Raw genomic sequence first — 24,328 nt, 5'->3', positions numbered from 1 at the left:
CCGGCGACGAACACCTCCCCGATCGGTGGGCTTGTGCCGACAGGAACTGCCGCGGACGCAAGCTTGCTCAGCTTGTCAGTCGTGAGGTGACGGGTCACACGTGCTGGTCGAAGAGGATCGGGTTGCCATCGGGATCCACGATGATGAAGCTGGCGGGTCCGGTGCTCGACTCGTCGGCGGCGGTGCGCGGGAGCCACGTCGTGTGAAGGCGACGTTCCTGGGACACCCAAGCTCTACGCCGACGCATCATTCCAAACCCGGCGACAAACGCCATCGCTCCGCACCGGCTTGATCAGGATCAGGCATGATGATCGAGATAATGGGGCCATGGAGTTCTTCTGCTACCACCGCGACCGGCCCGGCTCGATGGCGTTGCGCGACAAGTTGCTGGAAGAGCACTGGTCCTACATGGACCGGTACGCGACGGAGATGATCGCCCGCGGCCCGACCCTCACCGGCGACCGCGACCTGCCTACCGGCAGCGTGCATATCGTCGACCTGCCCGACCCCGCCGCCGCCCGCGCGTTCGCCTTCGACGAGCCCAACTACCAGGCCGGCGTGTACCGGGACGTGCTGCTACGCCGGTGGCGCAACACGTTGGGGCGCACCATGTGGGACTTCTCTGGCGGCCCGACTGAGGGGGACCGCTATCTGGTGCTCGGCCTCGGTTCAGGGCAGGCCGCCGACCTCACCCTGCCGGCCGACCGGGACGAACTTATTGCGTACGGGCCGCTGCTGTCCGACAACGGCGCCACCTGGCTGGGTACGGCGGCGCTGGTCCGGGCGCCGGACACGGACACGGCACGCGCCATCTTGACCCCGGACCGGTACGCCGACATCGAGGTGCACAACTGGCAGTTCGGCGGACGGCCGTCATGACCCGGGGACGTGCTGGTCGTACCTGACGACAGGAAGATTGACCGATCACCGGCGCAGCAACCTGCCGCTGAACGGCGCCGCAGCGAACGCTCGTCCTTAGAGCACCCAACAGACTGCCGCCACCGTTCTTGGCGCCGGTGCGGGAGACGCCTGTATGGCGTCCTCAGAAGGGTGTGCTAGATCGGCGGGGGCCAGATGCGCTGCGCGAGTCTAGGCTGTGTCTCCTCGGCGCCGTCGGGCAGATGACGTCCCGTCGCGCCCGCTCGTAGCCCGTTCATAGTGGTCGAGCCAGCCGGGCCAGATGCGGTGCGCGACCGCCCGCGGCAGCCTGCCCCCGAGATGGATCGATCGCCAGACCCCTTGGTAGCCGGGCAGCACCCCGGCGGCCACGACGATGTGGCCGACGATGACCGGTGTGAGCACGAACGTCGCCCATCGGTGGACATCGGCGGCGAGCAAGCTCACCGCTCCGGCGGGCAGGTACAGCATGCCGAGCCCGCTCAGGGCGATCAGGGTCAGCGTGCTCACCATGACGACGTTGGCGAGTCGCTGGCCGGGGTCATAGCGGCCGTCGTGGTAAGGGAACCGTCCGGTGAGCGTGGCTCGGGGCCAGGCGGCCAGCCAGCGTCCGTCTCCGCGCCGATACTCGATCGACTCGCCCAGGAACGCGGCGACTGCGCGGGCACGCGCGATGCCGTATGCGAGGGTGGCGCCGATCAGTAGGAGACCGGTGGTTTCGTGGAGTCCGTCCGGGCCCGGCAGGGGGTGCCGATACCGGTCGACAATGAACCACCAGCCGGTCGTGAGAAGGACGAGGACCACCGTGTATACCAGGGCGTGGAACCAGCGCGCCGCCCTGCCATAGCGCTGCACATACCTCATGCCCCTTCTACAGCCCGGCGCGAGCTGGGGTTCCCCAGCCGCCGAAGGTCTTCCGTTGCGGTAGGGGAACCGCGCCGGTCCCACCCCGATCCGCCACCGAATCCCATTGATGAGCTGCCGCCTACTCCACAACGGCTGTGGCCAAGGTCCCCGGTTCGAGGTCCTCCCAGCAGACGACGGCCGTCACTTCTGAAACACGACCTAACGGCGGGGCGGGGTGGACGAGCCGCCGCGGTTCAGGCTGGGAAGGCGGAGCGGGGGATGCCGACCTCGTGGGTGGCGGCGATGCGGGCGTGTTCGAGGAGGCGTTTGCGGGACATCGCGCCGGAGTGCAGCGTGTAGCGGACGACCAGGCCGTCGAGCATGCCGTCGAGGCGTTCGGCCGCGCCCATGGGGTCGTCGCAGACGAACTCGCCCTTGTCGACGCCTTCGGAGATGACCTCGGCGAGGATCTCGATCCAGCCGCCTTCGAGTTCGAGCAGGATCTCGCGGACGTGCGGCTCGCGGACGCCGAGGGCCCAGGCGTCCAGCCAGAGGATCCAGCTCTGGTCGGAGCGGGAGCTGGGAATGTAGTAGCGCAGCACCCGATCGAGGCGCTGCACGGCCGTGCCGGGGCCGCTTATGATCTCGCGGAGGCGTTTGACCTCGGTTTCCGAGGTGGCTCGGAGCATCGCGGTGATGAGATCGTCTTTGGTGGCGAAATGGTAGTGGATCAACCCACCGCTGACGTTGGTGGCCTTCGCGATGTCGGCGACCCTGGTGCTCGCCAGGCCTCGCTCCAGCACGACACGCCGGGCGGCGTCCAGCAGTTCGGCCCGGCGCTGATCAGCCTGATCGGCCCGGCTACTCCGGGCGCCCTCCGCACTGCGCACGCCGCCAAGACTACCGCAGCGATCGGCGGCACACGGGCGCGTGGATACAACCCTAGCCTTGACGGTTGACTGGTCAACCAACCAGTGTAGAAAGGGTGAAACCCGCCCGGCTGCTCGCTCCCAGATCCGTCGCCGTGGTCGGCGCCTCCACCCGCCCCGGCTCGTACGGAAACCAGGCCGTGGCCAACCTGGTGAGCGCGGGATTCCCTGGTCCGATCTTCGGCGTGCACCCGACGGCGGACGAGGTGCACGGGGTGCCGTGCGTACCTCGCATCTCTGATCTGCCGCTGGCTCCGGACGCGCTGGTCATCGCCACTCCGGCGGCGAGTGTGCCCGCGCTGGTGGCGGAGGCGGGGGCGTACGGCTGCGGCGGAGCCGTCGTGCTGGCCGCCGGGTTCGCGGAGATCGCCGAGGGCCGCCCGCTTCAGGACGAGCTCGCCAGGCAGGCCCGGCTGCATCGCCTGCCCATCTGCGGACCCAACGGCAACGGCATCGTGTCCGTGGTGAATCGGGCCCCCCTCTGGGGCGACGCCTACACCGCCCGACGCCCCGGCCCCGTCGCGCTGATCTCGCAGAGCGGCAACGTCGCCGTCAACGCCCTGCTCAGCACCCGGGCGCTCGGCCTGCACACGGTTGTCTCCTGCGGCAACCAGGCCGTCCTCGACGCCGCCGACTACCTGACGGCCCTGGCCCGGCTGGACGGCGTCCGTTCCGTGGCCCTCTACCTGGAAGACGAAGGCGACGGCCACCGCCTGGCCACCGCCCTCGCCGACTGCGCCGACCACGACATCCGCATCGCAGTCCTCAAAGCAGGCGCCAGCCCCCTCGGCGCCTCAGCCGCCGCAGCCCACACAGGTTCGATAGCGGGCGACTCCCGCGTTCTCCGCGCCTTGATCGAAGAAGCCGGCGGCGCCTGGGCCCACAACCCCCACGAACTCCTAGAACTCGCCAAAACCTTAGCCACTCCTCGCCGCCCCCACGTCTCCCCCACCACACCCGTGGATGCCACGACTGCAACCAATGTCGGGGTTCTTGTGGTGACGTGTTCCGGTGGGGATGCCGCGACAGCTGCCGACGAAGCGGAGCGTTTAGGGGTGTGGTTGCCGCAGTTGGGGGCGGCGACTGTGGAAGCGCTCGGGGAGGTGTTGCCGACGACTGCGACGGCGGGGAATCCGTTGGACTATACGGCGGTGATTTTCGGGGAGACCGAACGGACGGCCGATCTCATCACGGTCGGCGCACGGGATGATGCCATCGGCCCCGTTCTGGTCTACTACGACCGTCCTGCCCGGATGAGCGAGGACGCGGCGGAGAGCTGGGACGGTGCGCTGGATGGCGTGATCCTGGCTGCCTCCCGATTGGATCAGCCGGTTATCGTCGCTTCAACGCTGCCTGAGCTGATGCCGGAGGAGACCGCCGAACGGCTGGCCGCGCATGGCATCGTCGCCGTGGCCGGGCTCAGTGAAGGCATCCTGTGCGCGGGCGCACTCACCGTACCGCCCCCGGACGCCACGAGGCTTCGCTCCATCGCGGCCATCATGAGCGGACCAAAGCCTTCAGCCGAGAGTCCAAGCGTTGTTTCCGGATGGGTGGCTGAGCATGAGGCGAAGGAGATGCTTGTTGGGCGTGGGTTGGCTGTTCCTCGTGGGCGGGTGGTGCGGGATGTGGATGACGCCTTGAGGGTTGCCGGTGAGTTGGGCGGGCCGGTGGCGCTGAAGGCCAGTTCGCCATTTATCCAGCACAAGTCGGATATTTCGGCGCTTGTGTTGGGGGTGGAGGGGGACGCAGTCCGGGAGGCGTACACGAGGGTTGACGGGCTGGGCGGGGTCGTACTCGTCGAGGAGATGGTGGCGCCGGGAGTTGAGGTTTTGATCGCGGTGCGGCGGGATGGGGTCGTGCCCGTGCTGGTGGTGGCTCTCGGCGGGGTATGGGTGGAGATCTTTGATGATGTGGTGCTGATACCGCTTCCCGCCGACGCGGATCGGGTGGAGCAAGCGGTGCGCCGGTTGCGGGCGGCTCCCCTGCTGGTCGGCGGCAGGGGACGTCCCCCGGGCGACATCCGGGCGCTGGCCGAGACCGCCGCGACGGTGGGCGCGATGGCGCTGGACGAAGGACTGGACCTCGTCGAACTCAATCCCGTCTTCGTCCGCCCCGACGGCGTGACCGTGGTCGACGCCGTCATCCGCCGCGGAACCTAACCCGCCGCACCGGTGTAAGCAGGACATGAGACGACGCGATTTCCTGGGCATCTGCGGCGGAGTCGCCCTGATCGGAGCCTGCGGAGCCCCCGAAGCCCCGCGCACGACCACCACACCCGGGCAGCTGCTCTACGCGGACACGAAATCCGGCCTGTCCGTGATCAACACCGGCACCGGCCTGTCCCTCGCGGCGGCCACCATCGCCGACCCGAGATGGAACCACCTGTACACCCTCTCCGGCCGCCACCTGCTCACCCTGGACGGCACAACCGGCCGCGAACTGGCCAGAACAACGCCACCCGAGGCTACGACCGTCAGAACCGTCTCAAACTCGGGCCGCCGCGTCGTCCTCGCCGACCCATCACCCTCCAACCCCTACGACGCACCCGGCCGAACCCAGACCCGCCTGGTCATCGCCGACCCAACCGGCGAATGGCCCGCGAAGACGTACACACTGAAAGGCAACTACGAACCGGACGCCTTCTCCAACGACGACGGCTTCCTGTTCGTCGTCGACTACCTTCCGGCGGACGCTCCCGAGGGCTACCGCGTCCGCATGCTCAACCTGACCGACGGCTCCGTCAGCCCGGTCCTCACCAGGACAAAACAGGTCGTCCCCGCCGGCGCGGAAGAGATCATGCGCGGCGACGGCCGCCTGGGCGTTCCGTCCCCGCTCGGCGACCGCCTCTACACGCTCTACACCCACCAGCCCGATCACCTGCACACCCGCGACCTGGTCGCGGGCCGCTCCACCGGCGTACACGCCTTCGTGCACGTACTCAGCCTGACCGAACACTGGGCCTACTGCCTGGACCTCCCGGAGCCCTTCGGCCACGGCCCGGCGGAAGGCCACGCCATCACGGTCTCCGACTCGGCCTTGCACGTCTTCGACACCGCGAGCGGCCGAGCCATCCACGCCGAAGCCCCCGACCTGACGAACACCACCGAACAGGCCATCCCCAAGTCCACCGGCCCGGCTTTCGCCGTGGCGGCCTCCGACGCCGTCCACCTGGCGGCCGGCGGAACGCTCTTCACCGTCGTCGACCGTGAGGTACGCCGTGCGGGCCCCACCCCCGGCACCCCGCGCGGCCTCGCCCTGGGCCCGGCGGGCACCCTCTGGATGGGCATACCCGACGGAGCAGTCCACCTCGACGCCGGCACCGGCCGCGAACTGGCCCGCGTCACCATCCCCGGCCTGATCACCCTCCGCCACGCACAACCGGCCGTGTAGCCAGCCGAATCGTGGCCCGAGTCCCACCCCCCGGCGGCGAGGTCAGCGTCACCTCGCCGCCCGCGTCCCTGACCGCCTGCGCCACGATCGCGAGCCCAAGCCCCGACCCCGGCAAGCTCCGCGCCGACGGCGACCGCCAGAACCGGTCGAACACATGCGGAAGCTCATCCGCCGGAATCCCCGGCCCTTCATCGGCCACGGTCAGTTCCCCGTCACGCAGCCGAACGGTCACCGTCCCCCCAGGCGGGCTGAACTTCACCGCGTTGTCGAGCACGTTCACCGCCGCCCGCGCGAGCCCCCGCGCGTCCCCATGCACCCGCCACGGCCGCAGATCCACCTCGAACCGCAGCCCAGGCCCACGCCGCCGGGCCCGCTCCACCGCCGCCGCGACCACCTCATGGAACTCCACATCCGTGGAAAGCTCCCCGGTCTCGGCGTTCCTGGACAGCTCAAGCAGGTCGCCGATCAGGCTGGACATCTCCTCGAACTGCTCCTTCACGCTCACCAGCAGCAGCCGCTTGGCCTCGGGATCGAGCGGCCGCCCGGTGTTCTCGCTCCGCAGCAGCAGGTCGATGTTGGTCCGCAAGCTGGTCAGCGGCGTGCGCAGCTCATGCCCAGCGTCCGCGATCAGCTGCCGCTGCCGATCCCGCGAACTGGACAGCGCGGTCGTCATGGTGTTGAACGACGTGCTCAGGCGAGCGATCTCGTCAGTACCCTCGACCGGAATCCGCACCGCCAGGTCATCAGTCCGAGCGATGTGCTCGACCGCGCTGGTCAACCGCCCGACGGGCCGCAGAGCGGTACGGGCCAGCCAGAGCCCGGCCAGGGCGGCCCCGAGCACCCCGACGGCGGAGACGACGGTGAGGACCGCGCCAAGGACCCGCAGACCGGCGTCCATGTCCTCAACCGAGCGAAACGTGCTGACCGCGGCACCGGGGTGCGAGCGGCACTGCGAGGTGAAGACGAGCACGGGCGTGCCGTCGTCGGTGACCGCACTGCGGGTGATCGGCTCCCCGCCCGACACCAGCGCCAGCTCCGCGGCGGTGGGCGTGACCTGCCCGTACCCGCCCGAGCAGACCCGGCCGTCGGCCCGGATGACCTGCCAGCCACGCCCGGAGGGATCCCATTTGGGCGCGCCGCCCAGGCTGTGACCGCACGCCTCCAGCGCCCATTGCACCTGATCGGCGGGGACCGGCCGTTCGATCGACTCGATGATCTGGCGGCGCAGTAAATCATGCACGACCAGCCAGCTGGCTCCGGCGCAGACGGCGATGGCGACCGCGACGGCGACCGCGATGAGCAGGGTCAGCCGCCCGCGCAAGCTCACGGGGTGGCCCGGAGCACGTACCCCACCCCGCGCACGGTGTGGATCAACCGCGGCAGCTCGCCCGCCTCGGTCTTGCGGCGCAGGTACATCACGTACACGTCGAGGGAGTTGGAGGACGGCTCGAAGTCGAACCCCCACACCTGGCTGAGGATCTGCTCCCGGGTGAGAACCTGGCGCGGATGGGCGAGGAAGAGCTCGAGCAGCAGATATTCGGTCCTGGTCAGATCGAGGCGGCGGCCGTCCCGGGTGACCTCGCGGCTGGCGGTGTCCATCCGCAGCCCGTCGAAGACCAGCACGGACCCGCTCACCGGAGCCGACAGCGCGCTGCGGCGCAACAAGGCCCGGACCCGGGCGAACAGCTCGTCCAGCTCGAACGGTTTGACCAGGTAGTCGTCGGCGCCCGCGTCCAGCCCCGAGACCCGATCCCCGACCGCGTCCCTGGCGGTGAGCATCAGCACGGGCACGTGGTTCCCGCCGTGGCGGAGCCTGCGGCAGGCGGTCAGCCCGTCCATGCGCGGCATCATGACGTCCAGCAGCACCGCGTCGTACGGCTCCCGCGCCAGCTCCCCCAGCGCGGTCTGCCCGTCGGCCACGGTGACGACCTGGTAACCCTCGAACTCCAGGCTGCTCCGCAACGCCTGCCGCAGCGCGGGCTCATCATCAACGACCAGCAGCCGTGCGGTGTCCTCACTCACGCTCCCAAGGTAGCGAGAGTGCATGAGAACAGCGTTAACCCAGAACCGCCATTGCCGCGTTATGTCCGGGAATACCGGAAACGCCACCGCCGCGCCGGGCTCCGGCGCCGCACAGCAGCAGGCGCTCGTGGGCGGTCTCGACGCCCCACGTCCCGTCCTCGGCGGACTCGGCGAACGGCCAGGTCAGGTCGCGATGGAAGATGTGGCCTCCCGGGAGCCCCGCCTCGCGTTCCAGGTCGACCGGGGTCTTGGCCTCCAGGCAGAGCTCCCCGGCGGGGGTTCTGAGCAGGCACGACTCGATCGGCTCGGCGAGCACGCTGTCGATGGAGGCGATCGTGCGGCGCAGCGCATCCTCCTTGGCGCCGTCCCGGTCGAACAGCCTGGCCGGCATGTGCAGGCCGAACAGCGTCATGGTCTGCGCGCCGGACGCGCGCAGGTCCGTACCGAGGATGGAGGGGTCGGTGAGCGAGTGGCAGTAGACCTCGGCGGGCGGCAGGTCGGGCACGCGACCGGCGGCGGCCTGGGCGTAGGCGGCGGCGAGCTGGTCGCGGCTCTCGTTGATGTGGAAGGTTCCGCTGAACGCCTCGCGCGGGTCGACCGAGCCGTCCTTCAGCCGGGGCAGGCGGGACAGCACCATGTTGACCTTCAGCTGCGCGCCCTCCGGGCGTTCCGGCGTCTCGCCGAGCAGCCGGGACAGGACGGCGGGCGGCAGGTTGGCCAGCACGTGCCCGCCGGTGACGGTGTGCTCCCCCGCCGAGTCGCGGAACGTGACCTCGCCGGTGCCGGGATCGATGGACACGACCTCGGCCCCGGTATGGATCTCCGCGCCGCCGGCCCGGGCGATCGCGGCCAGCCCGCCGGAGACCGCGCCCATGCCGCCGACGGGGACGTTCCAGTCGCCCGTGCCGTCGCCGACCACGTGATAGAGGAAACACCTGTTGGCCAGCAGATCCGCGTCCGGATCGGCGAACGTCCCGATCAGCGCGTCGGTCAGCACCACGCCGCGCACGGTGTCGTCGCCGAACCGCTCGCCCACGACCGCGCCGATCGGCCGCTCGAACAGGTCCCGCCAGGCCTCCTCGTCGGCCACGACCGCGCGCAGCCCCGCCCGATCCCGCAGCGGCTCCAGCAGCGTGGGCGCGACCCGCGCGGCCACACCGGCGGTCATCGCGTAGAACCGCTTCCAGGCGTCCAGATCCTTGGTGCCGCCGGTGACGGCCGCGAACGAGGATTCCGTACGGCCCGCGTCGCCGTTGTCCACCAGCAGCCCCGTCTCCCCCACCGGCGTGTACGACGCGAACCGCCGCGTCCTCAGCTCGAGCGCGAGCCCCAGATCCCGCACCACCTTGGCAGGCAGCAGGCTCACCAGATACGAATACCGGGAGACCCGCGCGTCCACGCCGGGAAACGCCTGCGCCGAGACGGCCAGCCCGCCCAGATGCCCGAACCGTTCCAGCACCAGCACCCGCCGCCCGGCTCTGGCCAGGTAGGCGGCCGCCACCAGCCCGTTGTGCCCGCCGCCCGCGACGACGACGTCATACCGCGAAGCCTTCATGTGTCCTCCTCGTGAGCCACCGGGAAATCGGGACGACCCGGATCGCTCAGAGGCCGGTCTGCCAGTGCGGGGCGGGGCGGAGGGCGGTCACGGCGAGGGACACCATGCCCCGACATTACCCCGGGCGCTAAATTGTGGCCAGAGGCGATTTGCGCTGGTCGGAAAGGTGAAACTGACCGGTTACTCAGCGCGTTGGACGGGTGACCGGCCTGCTGCCTAGCGTGGTTCGACCAACACGGACTGGAGAGTCATGATCAAGCGTTCCGACGAGGTGGCGACCGCGCTGAGCGAGGGCAGGCCGGTGGTCGCGCTGGAGTCGACGATCATCTCGCACGGCCTGCCGCAGCCGCGCAACCTGAAGGTGGCGGCCGAGCTGGAGGAGATCGTGCGGGCGGCCGGCGCCGTCCCCGCGACGATCGCGGTGCTGGACGGCGTGCCGAGGGCGGGTCTGAACAAGGGCGAGTTGGAGCGGATCGCCACCGAGCCCGGCCTGCGCAAGCTGGGCTTCCGCGACCTGGCCCCGGCGGCGGCCCTGGGAGTGAGCGGCGCGACCACCGTGTCGGCGACCTCGTTCCTGGCCGCGCGGGCCGGGATCCGGGTGTTCGCCACCGGCGGCCTGGGCGGGGTGCACCGCGGCTGGACCACCGTGCAGGACGAGTCGGCCGACCTGGACACGCTCAGCCGGACCCGGATCACCGTGGTGTGCGCGGGCGTGAAGTCCATCCTGGACGTCCCGGCCACCCTGCAGCGCCTGGAGACCCGCCAGGTGGCCGTGGTCGGCTACCGCACCGACGAGTTCCCCGGCTTCTACCTGACCACGTCCGGCGAACCGGTCGACTGGCGGATCGAAACCCCCGCGGAAGCCGCCGGGATCATGCGCGCCCAGGACCGCCTCGGCGGCCCCGAAACCGCCCTGATCGTCGCGAACCCGGTCCCCGAGGCGGAACAGCTCGACCCCGCGTTACATGACCGCGTGCTCGCCGAGGCGCTGCGCGCCGCCGACGCCGAGGGCGTCACCGGCCAGGCCATCACCCCGTTCCTGCTCGAATATCTGGTACGGGCGACCGCGGGCGCGTCCCTGGAGGCGAATCTGGCGGCCGTACGCGGAAATGTCGCCCTCGCCACGCAGATCGCTCTGTCCTGGGCGCAGGACTGAGCGTGGGCCTGCTGGTGATCGGCGATATCGTCACCGACGTCGTCGCGCTGCATCGCGCGCCCCTGCGCAGCGGCACCGACACCGAGGCCGACATCGTGCTCCGGCCCGGCGGCTCCGGCGCCAACACGGCCGCCTGGGCCGCGTACCTGGGCGCGGACGCCCGCCTGCTGGCCCGCGCGGGCTACGACACCGCCGAGTGGCACCTCACCGAACTCACCCGCGCCGGGGTGCGCCCGCACATCGTCGTCGACCCCGGCCACCCGACCGCGGTCGTCATCGCGATGGTCGACGCGACCGGAGAACGCTCCTTCCTGACCAACCGCGGGGCCAGCCGCCTGCTGGGCCCCGCCGACTGGTCCGACGACTTGCTCGACGGCGTACGGCACCTGCACCTGTCCGCCTACACCCTGTTCGCGACACCCGGTCTGGAACTGGTCAGACTCGCGATCCAGGCGGCAACAGGACGAGGAGTGACGATCAGCGTGGATCCCGCCTCAACCGGATTCCTCAGAGATTTCGGTGTGGCCCGATTCCTCCGTGAGACCGCTGAGGCGAGTATCGTCATCCCCAACCGGGACGAGGCACTCCTGCTGACCGGCGAGACCGAACCAGAGGCCGCTGCGGCACGACTCAGCGACCGGTACGGCACGGCCGCCGTCAAGCTGGGAGCCTCCGGCGCGATCCTCGCGGAACAGGGCGGGATCGTGTCACGCGCCACGTTCCGGGCGCCCGGGGACGCCGTCTTTTCGACGGTCGACACGACGGGTGCGGGTGACGCGTTCGCGGCGGGATTCCTCGCCGCGAGGCTGGCCGGATTTCCGGCCCCGGAAAGTGTGGAAGCCGGTTGCCGCGCAGGTGCGGAGGCGGTCGGCGCAGTTGGCGGGCGGCCTCCCGGCCGTTCCGTGCCGAGGGAAGCTTTACCCTATTGACACCAATTGATAGCTTGCGGCGTAAGCTGCACCATTAGCAACAAGCGTCACTCTCGGGAGGGTGCGGTCAACCGATGGACGCCGAGTCAACGATCTGCCTGAGCGATCTGGTTCCGGCCCTGCGCTGGTCCCGCCCCCAGCAGGTCGCCGAGGTGCTGGCCGATCCCCGGCTGCCCGGCGGCTGGTGGGGTTCGGTGGCGCTGGGCCGTGCCCTGGGGACGACCGGCCTCGACTGGCTCTGCGACCGGCTGGCCCGCCTCGCGGTGAGCCGCTGGGACCATGTCACGCTGACCGATCTGCTGCCCGCGCTGCAGGTCCACTCGGTGGACCCGGCGCTGCCCGGCTGGCCGGAACCGGCGAAATCGGTGATCACGGGGCTGGGCGGCTGGCATCGGCTGCGGCGGCTCACGCCCGGGGATCTGCAGGGGCCGTCGAACCCGGCGACGCCGGAAGCCGTATTGACCATCGTGTTCCGGGAAATTTTCAGTCATATCCGGATTGAGGCGCCGCTGGCCGAGCAGGCGCCCGCGGCCGCCCAGACCCCGATTCCCGCCGTGGTGTCCCGGCAGGCGCTCACCCAGACTCCCGCCGGGTATCCGACCGGCGAGTTCGCCGCGCAGGTCCCGGCCGCGCGCAACGGGCGCGCCGAGACCGGGCCGATGCCGGCCGTGGCCTCCAGGCCCGCCACTCCCGCCGCCGCCACACCTCCGGCCGCCGCGTCCCCCGCGCCGCCGCCCCCCGTTCAGCCCCCGGCCCAGCCCGCTGTGCCGCCCGCGCTTCAGCCGGACGCGCCCCTGGCCGCGCCGGTGTCGGCCGCCGAACATCCGATGGTCTCGCTCGTGGACAGCCTGTTCCGGGAGTGGAACCCGCTGGAGCGGTCGGTGGCCGCCGAGCGGCTGTTCGCGGCCGAGCCGGTCAGCCTGCGTACGCTCGCCCACCAGCTGAACGTGGACCGGGACGTGCTGTCCCAGGCGCAGCGGGCCGCCGAGGAGCGGGTGCTGCTGTGGCTGCGCTCGCCCGACTCGGCCGCGCTGACCGGCCACCTGTTCGGCCTCACCGAGTGGCTGGGCACCGCCGCCACCCAGGACCAGCTGATCGGCGCAGACCCGTCGCATCCGATCGAGGTGCCCTCGCTCCGCACCCAGCTGTGGCGAGTTCTGGTCACGCTCATGCCGGACCGGCGCCTCCAGGACGGCTGGCTGGTCGTCGGCGACCTGGGCGGGCTGCGGGAGCGGACCAGGCAGGTGCTGGCGAACAAGACCGGCGATTCCGATGTCATCGAACTCCTCGGCCAGCTCGGCATCCGGGCGCACTCGGCCAAGGCCTGGATGGAGTCCATGCCGCAACCTCCACAGCAGCGCCCCGGCTCCCCCGCCGCTCCCGCCGGGCCGCCGGACCCGCAGTCTCCGTTGCCGCGCCGTACGCCGGGTGCGAACGGCCATCAGCAGCGCGGCGGCATGCCGATACCGTCCATGGCCAACAGCGGGCCCGACCCGGCGACGGCGCTGGCGGCGCTCAACGCGCTGACCGGCCAGCCGCGGCCGCACCTGGTGCCCAGCCCGCGGACCACCGCCAGCCCGTCCTCCGACCCGCGCCGCTGGCAGCGCATCGACGTGACCAGCGGCCACCTTCGGGGCGAGCCGGTGGCCGTGCCGGAGGGCTACGCGGCCCAGCTCGGCATGCGCCCCGGCACCCTGCTGTCGGTCACCGGCCCCGGCGACAACGCGGTCGTCCTGGTCTGGCGGGACCGCCAGCCGGTGTTCGACTCACTCCAGCCGGTCCTGATGCGACTGAACGCCCGCCCAGGCGACTCCGTCTACGTGACCGTGGACGGATACCGCCTGGACGCCCAACTAACGTCCTGATAAATCCCGACACGCACCCAAGCGTTCACTCACGCTTCTGGACGTACCCCAACCGCACATGACCTTGCTGCCACCCTGACGGACGTGACCCTGCCGGACGTGACCCTGCCGGACGTCACCTTGTCGGACATCACGGCCACGGCCACGTCCCCCTGCCGGACGTCAGCCTGCTGGCGGCGTCGCCGGCGGCTGGGTCGCCGGTGGCTGGGTCAGCATTTTGCGGTAATACGTGGCGGAGATGTCATATCCGAGAGCCCGGTAGAACTCGGCCGCCCGTCGCGTGGCCAGGGCGACATATCCGGCGTCCCTCGTCCGTGCCCACGCCTCGAACTCCTCCAGCAGCAACCTCCCGAGGCCATGCCGCCGGAACCCGCCCTCGATCATGGCCTCCTCCACCCATGCCACCCGCCCGTTGGCGAACAGCGTCAGATGGGTGAACCCCAGCAGATACCCCCGGACCACCCCGTCAACGGTGGCCACCATCAGGAACGCGTCCTCGTTCTCCATCAACTGCGGCAGCGCCGCGTCGAACGGAGCCCGCTCCGGCCGGAACGACAAGGCGAACTCCCGCGCGAGCGCGAATATCTGGTCGGCATCGGTCTTCTCGGCCCTGCGCAGCTGTAGATCATCGCCCGTCATGAGAGGACTCTAGAATTCGCACGCCAAATACGTCCATCATCACCATGACCGCAACAACCGGTTAGGACCGAAATTCAAGCCCCACGACGGCGAATCCGGGCCCGGATGACCGGATTGTGGGGAATTGTCCGGCGACGAGGTCTGCACGGCTGACGGGCACCCTCAGGGCGTTAGCGCAGGGACGAGCGTGCAGTGGGAGCCAGTCGCAATCGCTGCGGCGGGGCGGCGAGCGTCGCCGACAGGTCTGGGAGTACGTCGGTTTGCCACTGGTGGGAGCTGTCGAGGCGGCGCAGGTGGTCGTCGAGGTGGGTCTGATCGGCGAAGCGTGCGAACCAGACGAAGACGTTCTCGCCGGTGCGTACCGGTAGGGCGGGGAAGGTGTTGGGGGCGTGCTCGCTCTGCAGCGAGGCCATGGGTGTGGCGCCTGTCTTGGCCAGGACGGGGTGGGCTCGCTGGTGAAAGAAGTCGGCGAACGCCTTATCGAACGGCCGGTCGCGCTGGTAGATCGTTGCCAGGATGAGCGAGGGCGGCGCCGGGGCGCCGGCCGGGGGCCTGCCGATGGCGGGGGCGGGGAATCCTGAGTACCCCGGCACCGGTCGCAGGAGCAGCACGTCGTCAGAGTCGATCATCGTGGCGTTGGCCTCTGCGCGGTGCGCCCGCCAGACCGGTCCAGTGTAGAAGCGGTCCAGCGCCTGTGCCCGGCCCGGCATGTCGTTGAATCCGCGCAGCCAGACGAAGCGGTCGAGGTCGTCCAGGTCCCGGAACTGCCCCAGGATCGTTATACCGACGGCTTCCTGGGTTTCGACGAACTCGCGGTCGAACAGGTCGATCAGCACCTCGCGCTGACCGGGGTGCAGCGTGTACTGCCGCAGTTCAACGATTGGGCATTGCACTGAGTGGCCGGTCACCAGGATCCCTCCATCTTTGCTGGAACATTCTTTGTTACAACTAAGGGCGCGTCGACGGGGTGGACGTCTTCCATGGCAGGCTCAGCGCACCCGCAGGATCTCGCGCAGCACGTCGGCTATCGAGGTGGCGGCCAGCTCCTGCCGCACGGCCTGCTCGACCCGGTCGTAGATGTCTCCCAGCGCGGGCCGGATACCCCGGCCAACCGGGCACTCCAGGTTGGGCTCGGTGCGGTGCATGCCGAAGGGCGGTTCCTGCTCGACGGCGTCGTACACCTCCAGCAGCGTGATGTGCTCGGGCGCCCGGGCCAGGCTCCACCCCGCGCCCGCGCCGTGGCGCACGTTCACCAGCCCCGCGCGGCGCAGGTCGCCGAGGCTACGCCGGATGATCACCGGGTTGGTGTTCACGCTGGCCGCGACCTGTTCGGAGGTCAAGATCTCCTGACCACGCCGCTGCGCCAGCGCCAGCCACGCCAGCGCGTGCGCGGCGATCGTCAACCGGCTGTTCGCGGCCATCACCCTCCTTGTCGTAACATTTTCTGTTACATCGGAAGAGCGGTCAAGTCACCGGGGCGGAGTCGGTGGCCGTGGTCTTCAGACGGCGGAAGGCTCGGGCGACCTCCCGCAGGAAGGCGGTGTCGCTGTCCAGGTCTCCCCCGCCCGGGGTGTGGACCACAGAGTCGGGGAGGGCGATCATGCCGCAGGCCTTCGCCCGCAGGGCGGCGTGGAGGGCGGCGGCTTCGGCGGCCGCGTCCAGCGCCTGGCCGTGCAGGCCGGTCCTGGCGGCGCTGGCGCGGGCGGCCGCGGCGACGTCCGGGTCCAGGTAGGGCGTCAGGGCCAGGCGGCCGTCCCTGATCTCGATGACGCGGCGGTAGAGGCGCAGGTTGAGGTCGCGCACCGTCAGCAGGTCGAGCAGGGCTGGAGTCGCCGGGGTGAGTGCGATGTGCGGGCTGGCCACGTACAGAGCTCGCCATAGGGGACGCAGCGCCTGGTAGGCGCGATAGCGGCCGAACCAGACGAGCGAGGCGGGCGCGTTCACCAGCCTGCCCCAGGCCGGCAGCGTGGCGCCGCTGAGGACGAGCAGGTGGGCCAGCAGCGGCAGGATTCCGTCGGCGAGAAGGTCGCCGGCAGGCGGGTAGGAGAAGGCGAAGCGCTCCGCGGCGAAGGCCAGGGCCTTGTGCACGTGGTAACCGATGGCGAGGTACGCGCCCATGGTGACCAACCGCAGGCCTACCCGGAGCAAGGGTGCGGTGCTCATTCGCGCGTACTGCCAGCCGAGCACGGCCATGCTTCCGAAAGCCGGGATCAGGTAGGCGATGTAGACGAGCCAGTACTCGAGGACCCACGGCGCGGCCGCGTAGCGCGCGGCGAAGCGCGCGTCGTTGACCGGCGCGTCCGCCGCCCAGAACAGCACGCACATCCCCGCGAACGTGAGAGCCATGGCGGAGAGGTGAACGCGGGTGAGCGGGCGTACGGCGGAAACCGGGTGGTTCAGGTGCCACAGAAAGCTCCTGGCCGACCAGGCGACGACGAGCATGCTGCCGTGGCCGAGCAGCCGGGCCAGGTTCGGGATCCCGGTCACGTCGCCGACGAACCCGTACACGGCGGGAGTGAGCAGCGTCAGCGACAGTGACAGGCCCAGCAGGAGGAGCCAGACGGTTTCCCTGGCCGGGTCGGGCGGCCCGCGCCGGCCTTTGCGCACGCGGTAGGCGAGCAGCACCCAGGCGATCACGGCGGGCCCGTAGTGGCGCAGCGCCTCGGCCATGGTCAGGAGGGCCGCTCGGAGTCGGACCAGTCGAGCAGGGCCTTGATGCGTCCGGTCAGCGCGTTGGTCTCGGCGACGACCTCGAGTGCGGCGAGCTTCCCCGCGCGAGCTTGGATGAGCGAGGCCAGCAGCTCGGCTTCCTGCTCCTCGACATCGGTGTACGTCGTGCGCCCCAGGACGCGGTGCACCATCTGAGGATCGAGGTCCGGGAGTAATCGCCGCCACTGGTCAGGGCCGGTGAGGCCGGAAGGGTAGTGGTCGCACAGCAGGTGGCTGAGCTCGTGCAGGATGATGTGCTGCTGATGGGGAGTGGTCGTGGCCTGATCGTAAAAGATGAGGTCACTGTCTCCGGCTGACACCCACATGCCGCACACACCAGAGCTGCGTGTCATCGGCAGGAGCAGGATGGGCCGTCCGCGCTGGGCGGCCACCTGCGTGCACAGTGCCTCGGCGGTGAAAGGCTCCGGCAGTGGCAGTTTGTCCAGCCTGGCCTCACAGCGGCGGCGCAGGCGTCTGAACGGAACTGCGGACATTATGCCCCTTTGGTCGCGTCAGGCAGTCCTTCCAACTCGCGTACCCGCTCGACCATCTCGGTGATGGCGTTGAGGCTCTTGGGGGAAAGGCCCGATGCGCGCAGCGCGATCTGTCTGACCGATGCGTCCCGCAAGGCGATGAGGAGCTCGAGTTCCGCGTCGATGCGCTCGGCGGCCTCCTCGTCGAAGAAGTAGGCCGGTGGCACGCCGAAGAAGCCCGCGAGCGCTTCGAGGTGACGCTTGGTCGGGTTGTCGCGCAGCCCTTTGCGTAGTTGCCAGACGTAGGTGGCCGAGATCGTCGGACCGCCGCTGTCACGCAGCGCCGCGGCGACCTCCTCGTGTGTGTATTCGCCGCCTTGGCGCGGACGCACGGTGTTGAACAGGTGGTTGAGCTTGGCCGCGAGCGTGCGGGCGGCCTCCGTTGAGCCTTTGGGCATCCACACCTCCTCGCCCCCGTACACGACCACGGTAGCAGACGAAACAACTCATGCGGCTGGTCTCGATGCGGTTCCACTCACGCCAGTTGACGAGGGCGTATCGTGGCCATGAACTGAGGTGTATGAAATATCGGTCTTCACCACACACTAGTTGACGATCTGGTTATGTCAGTTTACGCTCATTGAAGCGAAACCAACTCATGTGAATGACCTTGACCGCGTAGGAGATCTCGTGAAGACCCTGCTCGGAGTGGCGGCCACGGCCGCACTCATCACCACATGCGCCATAGTCACCACACCGCCGGCTTCCGCGTCGGCGACGCAGGAACAGGTCGCCGCATCCATGGGATGCCAGTCGTCCCGGGCGGTCCTGCGGTTCCGTGACAACACCACAGGCTCGTACTACTGCAGCGGCGTGCACGCGGTGGGCAAACGGGCCGACTACTTCACCGCCAACGGATGGTCGGGCTGGCTCGACACCACCGAGGGCGACATCCTGTTCTGCGACGGCGAACGCTTCCCCGTGCTCGGCGTCCACGTCTACAACCTGGTCCTGAACGAGACCAAGCCGGGCTGGTGCCCGTGAACAGAGCCATCCTGACGGCAGGCATCACAGCGGCGGTCGGCTTGCACATGCTGCTCGCGGCGGGCCCCGCCGCCGCGGCGAGCGGGAAGGTGACCCTCTACCGAAACGCCGACTTCACGGCGCCCGCCGTCGCCCGCATCTACAACAGCTGTACGGGAACCGCGACACTTACCAACCCCGTCGCATCCTTCGACAACCAGCCTCTGCCGGGCTGCGCCGTCATCCTCCAGACCCGCGCGGGAGCGACTTTCACGCTGTGCGCCGGGCGCGGCATCGTCCCCCCGGCCTACCGGGAAGCCGACCGCGCACTCATCAAGCCGGGCACGACGCCACCGTGCGCGATCACCACGTCCGCGTAGGAACACGCCACATCCGCAGTACCTGCATCACCCCTTGAACACCTCCGCTCCCCGGCTGAACGTTCGTGACGCTCTGGATGAGCGCCACAGTCCTCCTGGCAGCGGACGGTGACCGGCGAGCCGACCTCCCTGGCCGCCGGTGACCCCACCAGGCCGACACGCTCGCCTCCACGCTGCTCGCGCTGATTCACACGAGCACGAACGAGCCGTCAGCCGCCATCGCTCACTTCATCTCAAAGGAGACCACTATGGGCAAAATGACGCGAATCGCCGCTATCGCCGCGGGTATCTGCGCGGCGGGAGCCGTGACTTTCGCCACGGGTACGCCCGCGTCGGCCACCTCCGCGGCGATGCCAAGCGCGGCCACGTCCTCGCTGCAAGCCACGTCCGCGCTGCGAGCCTTCCCGACCTGCATAAGGATCGACGTGCGCACCTTCAACCACGTCGTGATCTTCAACAACTGCCCGTTCGCCCACAACATCAAGATCATCTGGAACAACGCGCCCGACACCGAGTGCTACCGTCTCGGCAGCGGCCGGACCTGGGACAAGGCCGCCTACAGCTGGCCCTTCGCGTCGTACGACACAACGGTTCTCTGCTGACCCTCACCGATCGGCCGCATGCCAGGCACCCGCGGCTTCGAGCCGTGCCGGCGGTGTGCGGTCACAGAGCAACCACCTGGGGCTCTGCCGGGCACGCGGAGGTGTACGGCAGAGCCCCAGGTCTTGACGGCACTCGGAGGTGTCCCTGCTTACGCCAAGGTGATGTTGGTCCCGTCTACCTTGATCGGAACCTCGGGGAGTGGGGTGGTCGCCGGGCCTGAGGTGACCGAGCCGTCGGCGATGGAGAATTGCGAGCCGTGGCACGGGCACACGATCTGGCTGTCGGCGACACTGGTCACCTTGCAGCCCTGATGGGTACAGGTCGGGCTGAAGCCCTTGAAAGTCCCCGCCTCCGGCTGCACGACGACAACCTCGCCCAGAATGACGCCGCCGCCGACAGGTACCTCGGCCGTGGTCGTCAGGGCTCCTCCCCCAGCGGCGGGCGCGGAAGACCCGGCGGGTGCGGCGGGCGCGGCGGTGGTGTCGCCGCCGCCGGAACAGGCCGCCACGGCGACCCCGGCCCCAGCGAGTGCGGCCACACTGATCGCGTGCCGACGCGTGACGTTCTTATCCACGAAAATGCCCTTTCATCCGGTTAACTGGCCCCCAGCCCAGCCAACCACCCGTACCAGGGCATGCTCGTGGTCTTGATCGTATTCTCATCCTTTATTAATGCGGACCCAGGGCCAGACCGAGACGAGCTCACCTCAATCCCTGCCGAGACTCCCGATCAGGTGATCCAGGTCGGCGACCGCGTTCTTGACCGGTGCACGCAGCGTGCGCGGGTCAGCATGTCGAGTGGAACAGACCCCCTACCGGGGTCGTCTCAGCCAACGCGTTGTACCGCTCAACCGCGGCCCTCGTCTCCTCCACGAAGACCTCGATGCCCTTCTGCTTCAGCAAGTCCAGAGTCTCCGGGCATGTCTGAAGGACCAAGTCCATTCCTCGTGAGAGGACAACCACCTCGCTACCGTGGTCAAGCAGCTCGCTGACATCGGCGGGCTGGATGCCCGGACTGTGACGTGTACCCGTCTCGTTCCAGTCCCAGGCCCGACCACCACCCGGGTACAGCTTGAAGTCCTTTCCTTGACCCACCCCCTCGACAACCATGCGGCCCCAAGAGATGTGCGTGATCAGTGGAGATCGCTTCATAGCCGGGAGACTAACCTGCTGGTGCACTTGCCACCTACACAGCTGAGCTGCCAGTCAGAGGCGGCTGAGTCCTGCCCGTGGCTGACCGCTATCGCTGGCGGGCAGGTGGCACGGTAAGGCCGCATGGAATGAGGTCAGCTCGACTGCGCCTATTGCCGCACTCCCGCATTTCCCGGCATACACCCTATGGCCATTCGAGATCCACATTGTTCGCGCAGTTTCCACCAAACGTCGAGAACGAGATGGGTGCGCCAATACCTCTGCAATGATGGGTTTTCCCGCACATCCGGAGTCCAGTAATCAAAGCTGACCTGCAGATCCGCGACGAACCCACCCAAGTCCTTGGCGAAACAGGTGGTCGTGGGCCAACTCTCGCTCTTTCCCGGCCTGGGCACGAACTTGAGCAAGCCGTCCCTGGTCAGACGCCATCCCTCCGCCGCCGCCTGCTCCTTGTAGAACGCGACCACGTCACGAGGAGAACCGAAGAACTGGTAGGACAACTCGACCTCTCCGATGAGGTCGTCGTCCATACAGGCGAGCTGCTCCGAGTCCGTCGAGCGCGGAAAGGCCCCGGCAGGAACTTGGTGGCGGATGGGCTCCTGGAGCACTCGCTGCAACATGGGCTCAGTCGGGTCGCCGATGCACGTCAGGGCGGTGACACTGGCCGGGATCCCGCACCCCGACCCTGCTGCCAGCAGAGTCGCCACCAGTGCCATCGACCGATTCCCGAGCGTTCTCATGCGAGCCCGCACCTTCGCTGAGCACCCCCTTCCGGCTTTCTCCCTTTCGCCAGTGTCGTCACTCTGGTCTCCGGGATTTCTCGGCCCATGCTCACTCCGGGCCATGTCCGTTCCCCTGCTAGGGAGCCCGCCGGGTTAGAACGGAGGTTGCTGGTCTCGATCACGGGCAAGCCAAGCACAGTGATGTGGTGTCCTCAGGGAGAGAATGCCGAGATTTCGTGCAGCTGGGCCTCTCGGTATCTGAACAAAGGGAGGATCGCTCTACTGATCACAGCGCCAGCTGGGGTGAGAAAGGGGCTACCGAGCGTGAGAATTGGCGTTTACTTCGGCGGATTGTTGCTCGCGCTGGTCGCCGCTGCCGTGACCTACCTCTATGGTTTCTGGGTCGGTGGCTTCCTTGAGCTGCGAGCTACCAGCGAGTACTGCGCCGATAAGCCTCTGGCGTTCCCAGCGACCAGTTGGTCCTGGGTTCCCCTGAGGCATCAGTGCCGTTGGAGCGATGGTGGTGCCACCGATCTTGTGCCTTGGTACGTGAATCCGGTCGTGTTCAGCTGTCTTGGCGTCGCGGCGGTCTGCATGGTGCTGGCCATCAGAGGCCGGACAGGCCGAGTTCGCGGGCTATGAGCATGCGTTGGACCTCGCTGGTGCCCTCGCCGATTTCGAGGATCTTGGCGTCGCGGTAGAAGCGGGCGACTGGGTACTCGTTCATGAAGCCGTAGCCGCCGAAGATCTGGGTGGCGTCGCGGGCGTTGTCCATGGCCGCGTTGGAGGAGGCGAGTTTGGCGATGGCGGCCTCCTTCTTGAAGGGGAGGCCGGAGCGCATGCGGTCGGCGGCGTGGTAGTAGGCGAGGCGGGCGGTGTGGGTGCGGACTTCCATGTCGGCGATCTTGAACTGGATGGCCTGGTAGCCGCCGATCGCGCGGCCGAAGGCGTGCCGCTCGTGGGCGTAGCGCAGGGATTCGTCGACGCAGCCCTGGGCGAGGCCGACGGAGAGGGCGGCGATGGCGATCCTGCCCTCGTCGAGGGTTTGCAGGAACTGGGCGTAGCCGCGGCCGCGCTCGCCGAGCAGGTTGGCGGCGGGGACGCGGCAGTCGGTGAAGGCGAGTTCGCGGGTGTCGCTGGCCGACCAGCCGACCTTGGAATACTTCTCGGAGAAGGTGAAGCCGGGGGTGCCGGACGGGACGATGATCGTGGAGATCTCGGGGCGGCCGTCCGCGCGGCGGCCGGTGATGGCGGCCACGGCGACGAAGCCGGTGATGGCGGTGCCGGCGTTGGTGATGAACGCCTTCGAGCCGTTGATCACCCATTCGCCGCCGTCCAGGGTGGCGGTGGTCCGCATGCCGCCGGGCACGTCGGAGCCGCCTCCGGGTTCGGTGAGGCCGAACGCGCCGAGCTTCTCCCCGGCGGCGAGCGCGGGTAGCCAGTGGGACCGCTGCTCGTCGGTGCCGAATCTCAGCAGCGGCATCGCGCCCAGGGAGACCCCGGCCTCCAGCGTGATCGCCACCGAGGAGTCCACCCGGGCGAGTTCCTCCAGGGCCAGGCAGAGGGCGAAGTAGTCGCCGCCCATGCCGCCGTGCTCCTCCGGGATCGGCAGGCCGAACAGGCCCATCGCGCCCATCTTGCGGATGATCTCGTATGGGAACTCCCCCCGCTCGTACAAGTCGCCGATCACCGGGGCGACCACCTCGCGAGCGAAGGACTCGACGGATTTGCGCAGGTCATCGTATTCGTCGGTGAGCATCACGGCTCCTTGGAGAGGGCGCGGACGACGGAGGAGGGGCTGGGGCGGCCGAGCCGCTTCGCCAGCCAGGTGGAGGTGTCGACCAGGGAGCCGAGGTCGACGCCGGTTTCGACGCCGAGGCCGTGCAGCATCCAGACCAGGTCTTCGGTGGCGAGGTTGCCGGTGGCACTCTCCGCGTACGGACAACCGCCGATGCCGCCCGCCGCGGCGTCGACGACGGTGACGCCGCAGCGCAGGGCTTCGAGGGTGTTGGCGAGCGCCTGGCCGTAGGTGTCGTGGAAGTGCACGGCTAGCGGGCCAGGGCCGCACGGGAAGGACTCGATGAGGGCGCGGGCGTGGCCGGGGGTGCCGACGCCGATGGTGTCGCCGAGGGAGAGTTCGAAGCAGCCCAGGTCGAGCAGGCGCATGCCGACCTCGACGACCTTCGCGATCGGCACCGGGCCCTCCCAGGGGTCGCCGAAGCACATCGACACGTAGGCGCGGACCCGGACGCCGCTTTCCAGCGCGCGCGACACGACGGGGGCGAACATCTCGAACTGGGAGTCGATGGTGCGGTTGAGGTTGCGCTGGGCGAAAGTCTCGGTGGCGCTGCCGAAGATCGCGATCTCGGTGACGCCGTGTTCGAGGGCCCGGTCGAGGCCGCGTTCGTTGGGGACGAGCACGGGGTAGCGGATGCCGGGGCGGCGTTCGATGCGGGTCAGCAGGTCGGCGGCGTCCGCGAGTTGGGGGACCCAGGTGGGGTGCACGAAACTGGTCGTCTCGATGGTGGTGAGCCCGGCGTCCACGAGGCGTTCGACGAATTCGGCTTTGACGTCGACCGGGAGGATGGCCGCCTCGTTCTGGAGGCCGTCCCTTGGGCCGACTTCGTAGATGGTCACGTGGTCGGGTAGTCCGTCGATGCGGTGCATCAGGCCTCCTCGGGGGTGATGGCGGCCAGCATCGCGTCCATGGCGACCTGCTGGCCCGCGCGGACGGGAAGTTCGGCGATGACGCCCGCGATGGGCGCGGTTACGGTGTGCTCCATCTTCATCGCCTCCACGATCAGCAGTGGCTGCCCGGCTTGGACTTGGTCCCCGACGGCGGCTTTCACCACGAGCACGGTTCCCGGCATCGGACTGCGAACCGTTCCATCTCCGGTACGGCTTGCGCCGGCGCGGTCACCTGGATCACCCGGATGGTGCAAGGTCACCGACCAGGTTTGACCCGAGGCAATCCACAATGTGTCGTTGTCTCGGGGGGATTTTTCCCACCCACCCACCCTTTGTTTTCCCTCGGGGCTC

At 69.1% G+C, this 24,328-nt stretch carries 27 protein-coding genes; 9 read left to right on the top strand and 18 right to left on the bottom strand.

Annotated features, from left to right (window positions below; genetic code table 11):
- Nucleotides 1–94: 94 nt before the first annotated feature.
- Complete coding sequence (locus Aple_RS55470; RefSeq protein ID WP_281361530.1) at nucleotides 95–226, bottom strand: hypothetical protein; 132 nt, start codon at nucleotides 224–226, stop codon at nucleotides 95–97.
- A 101-nt stretch (nucleotides 227–327) separates the two neighbouring features.
- On the opposite strand from Aple_RS55470, the gene Aple_RS07325 reads away from it, so the two are divergent.
- Complete coding sequence (locus Aple_RS07325; protein WP_155343724.1) at nucleotides 328–879, top strand: YciI family protein; 552 nt, start codon at nucleotides 328–330, stop codon at nucleotides 877–879.
- A gap of 210 nt (nucleotides 880–1,089) precedes the next feature.
- Here Aple_RS07325 and Aple_RS07320 read toward each other — a convergent pair whose 3' ends face one another.
- A complete protein-coding gene (locus tag Aple_RS07320) occupies nucleotides 1,090–1,761 on the bottom strand; it encodes a cytochrome b/b6 domain-containing protein (RefSeq protein WP_155343723.1) in 672 nt (223 codons plus the stop codon).
- Nucleotides 1,762–1,997: 236 nt separating this feature from the next.
- A complete protein-coding gene (locus tag Aple_RS07315; RefSeq protein WP_155343722.1) occupies nucleotides 1,998–2,633 on the bottom strand; it encodes a TetR/AcrR family transcriptional regulator in 636 nt (211 codons plus the stop codon).
- 95 nt (nucleotides 2,634–2,728) lie between these two features.
- Here Aple_RS07315 and Aple_RS07310 point away from each other — a divergent pair, with 95 nt between their 5' ends.
- A complete protein-coding gene (locus tag Aple_RS07310) occupies nucleotides 2,729–4,831 on the top strand; it encodes an acetate--CoA ligase family protein (RefSeq protein WP_170321328.1) in 2,103 nt (700 codons plus the stop codon).
- Between the two features lie 25 nt (nucleotides 4,832–4,856).
- Entirely contained in the window at nucleotides 4,857–6,062 is a 1,206-nt protein-coding gene (locus Aple_RS07305; RefSeq protein WP_155343720.1) for a hypothetical protein, read from the top strand.
- On the opposite strand, the gene Aple_RS07300 is transcribed toward Aple_RS07305, so the two are convergent.
- Genes Aple_RS07300 through Aple_RS07290 form a run of 3 tightly spaced genes read right to left on the bottom strand, consistent with a single transcriptional unit; the run spans nucleotide 6,031 to nucleotide 9,639 of the window.
- Nucleotides 6,031–7,389 carry a sensor histidine kinase gene (locus tag Aple_RS07300; RefSeq protein WP_155343719.1) on the bottom strand — a complete coding sequence of 453 codons (1,359 nt, stop codon included), beginning with the start codon at nucleotides 7,387–7,389 and terminating at the stop codon, nucleotides 6,031–6,033. The genes Aple_RS07305 and Aple_RS07300 overlap by 32 nt on opposite strands.
- Nucleotides 7,386–8,108 (bottom strand): response regulator transcription factor, encoded by a 723-nt coding sequence (locus Aple_RS07295; protein ID WP_155343718.1) that lies wholly within the window; start codon nucleotides 8,106–8,108, stop codon nucleotides 7,386–7,388. The genes Aple_RS07300 and Aple_RS07295 overlap by 4 nt, the downstream gene beginning before the upstream one ends.
- A gap of 10 nt (nucleotides 8,109–8,118) precedes the next feature.
- Nucleotides 8,119–9,639: a phytoene desaturase family protein gene (locus tag Aple_RS07290; RefSeq protein WP_155343717.1), complete on the bottom strand. Its 1,521-nt coding sequence runs from the start codon at nucleotides 9,637–9,639 to the stop codon at nucleotides 8,119–8,121.
- A 250-nt stretch (nucleotides 9,640–9,889) separates the two neighbouring features.
- Here Aple_RS07290 and Aple_RS07285 point away from each other — a divergent pair, with 250 nt between their 5' ends.
- The 3 genes from Aple_RS07285 (at nucleotide 9,890) to Aple_RS07275 (ending at nucleotide 13,589) form a co-directional block, all read left to right on the top strand.
- Nucleotides 9,890–10,795, top strand: coding sequence for a pseudouridine-5'-phosphate glycosidase (locus tag Aple_RS07285; RefSeq protein WP_155343716.1), 906 nt, complete (start codon nucleotides 9,890–9,892; stop codon nucleotides 10,793–10,795).
- Between the two features lie 2 nt (nucleotides 10,796–10,797).
- A complete protein-coding gene (locus tag Aple_RS07280) occupies nucleotides 10,798–11,724 on the top strand; it encodes a carbohydrate kinase family protein (RefSeq protein ID WP_246264217.1) in 927 nt (308 codons plus the stop codon).
- 74 nt (nucleotides 11,725–11,798) lie between these two features.
- Nucleotides 11,799–13,589 (top strand): hypothetical protein, encoded by a 1,791-nt coding sequence (locus Aple_RS07275; protein WP_155343715.1) that lies wholly within the window; start codon nucleotides 11,799–11,801, stop codon nucleotides 13,587–13,589.
- Between the two features lie 162 nt (nucleotides 13,590–13,751).
- On the opposite strand, the gene Aple_RS07270 is transcribed toward Aple_RS07275, so the two are convergent.
- The 6 genes from Aple_RS07270 to Aple_RS07245 all read right to left on the bottom strand — a co-directional run bounded on the left by Aple_RS07270 (nucleotide 13,752) and on the right by Aple_RS07245 (nucleotide 17,898).
- Nucleotides 13,752–14,228 (bottom strand): GNAT family N-acetyltransferase, encoded by a 477-nt coding sequence (locus tag Aple_RS07270; RefSeq protein WP_155343714.1) that lies wholly within the window; start codon nucleotides 14,226–14,228, stop codon nucleotides 13,752–13,754.
- Between the two features lie 170 nt (nucleotides 14,229–14,398).
- A complete protein-coding gene (locus Aple_RS07265) occupies nucleotides 14,399–15,136 on the bottom strand; it encodes an NIPSNAP family protein (RefSeq protein WP_246264215.1) in 738 nt (245 codons plus the stop codon).
- Between the two features lie 81 nt (nucleotides 15,137–15,217).
- Nucleotides 15,218–15,649 (bottom strand): Rrf2 family transcriptional regulator, encoded by a 432-nt coding sequence (locus Aple_RS07260; RefSeq protein WP_155343713.1) that lies wholly within the window; start codon nucleotides 15,647–15,649, stop codon nucleotides 15,218–15,220.
- Between the two features lie 43 nt (nucleotides 15,650–15,692).
- Entirely contained in the window at nucleotides 15,693–16,898 is a 1,206-nt protein-coding gene (locus Aple_RS07255; protein ID WP_155343712.1) for an MAB_1171c family putative transporter, read from the bottom strand.
- A 2-nt stretch (nucleotides 16,899–16,900) separates the two neighbouring features.
- Nucleotides 16,901–17,431, bottom strand: a complete 531-nt coding sequence (locus Aple_RS07250; RefSeq protein WP_174889798.1) for a hypothetical protein — start codon at nucleotides 17,429–17,431, stop codon at nucleotides 16,901–16,903.
- A complete protein-coding gene (locus Aple_RS07245; protein ID WP_218038170.1) occupies nucleotides 17,431–17,898 on the bottom strand; it encodes a helix-turn-helix domain-containing protein in 468 nt (155 codons plus the stop codon). The genes Aple_RS07250 and Aple_RS07245 overlap by 1 nt, the downstream gene beginning before the upstream one ends.
- A 202-nt stretch (nucleotides 17,899–18,100) precedes the next feature.
- On the opposite strand from Aple_RS07245, the gene Aple_RS07240 reads away from it, so the two are divergent.
- From Aple_RS07240 to Aple_RS07230, 3 genes are all read left to right on the top strand, one after another.
- A complete protein-coding gene (locus Aple_RS07240; RefSeq protein ID WP_155343711.1) occupies nucleotides 18,101–18,454 on the top strand; it encodes a hypothetical protein in 354 nt (117 codons plus the stop codon).
- The gene (locus Aple_RS07235; protein WP_155343710.1) at nucleotides 18,451–18,813 is read left to right on the top strand and encodes a hypothetical protein; all 363 of its coding nucleotides are present in this window, start codon (nucleotides 18,451–18,453) and stop codon (nucleotides 18,811–18,813) included. Before Aple_RS07240 ends, Aple_RS07235 begins: the two co-directional genes overlap by 4 nt.
- A gap of 248 nt (nucleotides 18,814–19,061) precedes the next feature.
- Nucleotides 19,062–19,415: an alpha-amylase inhibitor gene (locus Aple_RS07230; RefSeq protein WP_155343709.1), complete on the top strand. Its 354-nt coding sequence runs from the start codon at nucleotides 19,062–19,064 to the stop codon at nucleotides 19,413–19,415.
- Between the two features lie 149 nt (nucleotides 19,416–19,564).
- On the opposite strand, the gene Aple_RS07225 is transcribed toward Aple_RS07230, so the two are convergent.
- The 6 genes from Aple_RS07225 to Aple_RS54280 all read right to left on the bottom strand — a co-directional run bounded on the left by Aple_RS07225 (nucleotide 19,565) and on the right by Aple_RS54280 (nucleotide 24,237).
- Nucleotides 19,565–19,990, bottom strand: coding sequence for a Rieske (2Fe-2S) protein (locus Aple_RS07225; protein ID WP_246264213.1), 426 nt, complete (start codon nucleotides 19,988–19,990; stop codon nucleotides 19,565–19,567).
- A 211-nt stretch (nucleotides 19,991–20,201) separates the two neighbouring features.
- Nucleotides 20,202–20,567, bottom strand: a complete 366-nt coding sequence (locus tag Aple_RS07220; protein ID WP_155343707.1) for an Mth938-like domain-containing protein — start codon at nucleotides 20,565–20,567, stop codon at nucleotides 20,202–20,204.
- 149 nt (nucleotides 20,568–20,716) lie between these two features.
- The gene (locus tag Aple_RS07215; RefSeq protein ID WP_155343706.1) at nucleotides 20,717–21,097 is read right to left on the bottom strand and encodes a hypothetical protein; all 381 of its coding nucleotides are present in this window, start codon (nucleotides 21,095–21,097) and stop codon (nucleotides 20,717–20,719) included.
- A 799-nt stretch (nucleotides 21,098–21,896) separates the two neighbouring features.
- Complete coding sequence (locus Aple_RS07210; protein ID WP_155343705.1) at nucleotides 21,897–23,048, bottom strand: acyl-CoA dehydrogenase family protein; 1,152 nt, start codon at nucleotides 23,046–23,048, stop codon at nucleotides 21,897–21,899.
- A complete protein-coding gene (locus Aple_RS07205; RefSeq protein ID WP_155343704.1) occupies nucleotides 23,048–23,956 on the bottom strand; it encodes a hydroxymethylglutaryl-CoA lyase in 909 nt (302 codons plus the stop codon). Before Aple_RS07205 ends, Aple_RS07210 begins: the two co-directional genes overlap by 1 nt.
- Nucleotides 23,956–24,237 carry an acyl-CoA carboxylase biotin carboxyl carrier protein subunit gene (locus tag Aple_RS54280; protein ID WP_281361529.1) on the bottom strand — a complete coding sequence of 94 codons (282 nt, stop codon included), beginning with the start codon at nucleotides 24,235–24,237 and terminating at the stop codon, nucleotides 23,956–23,958. Before Aple_RS54280 ends, Aple_RS07205 begins: the two co-directional genes overlap by 1 nt.
- Between the last annotated feature and the right edge of the window lie 91 nt (nucleotides 24,238–24,328).

This window comes from Acrocarpospora pleiomorpha (assembly GCF_009687885.1).
Taxonomy (GTDB): Bacteria; Actinomycetota; Actinomycetes; order Streptosporangiales; family Streptosporangiaceae; genus Acrocarpospora; species Acrocarpospora pleiomorpha.
The sequence above is the reverse complement of the archived record's forward strand: the minus strand, read 5'-3'. Positions and strand labels throughout refer to the sequence as shown.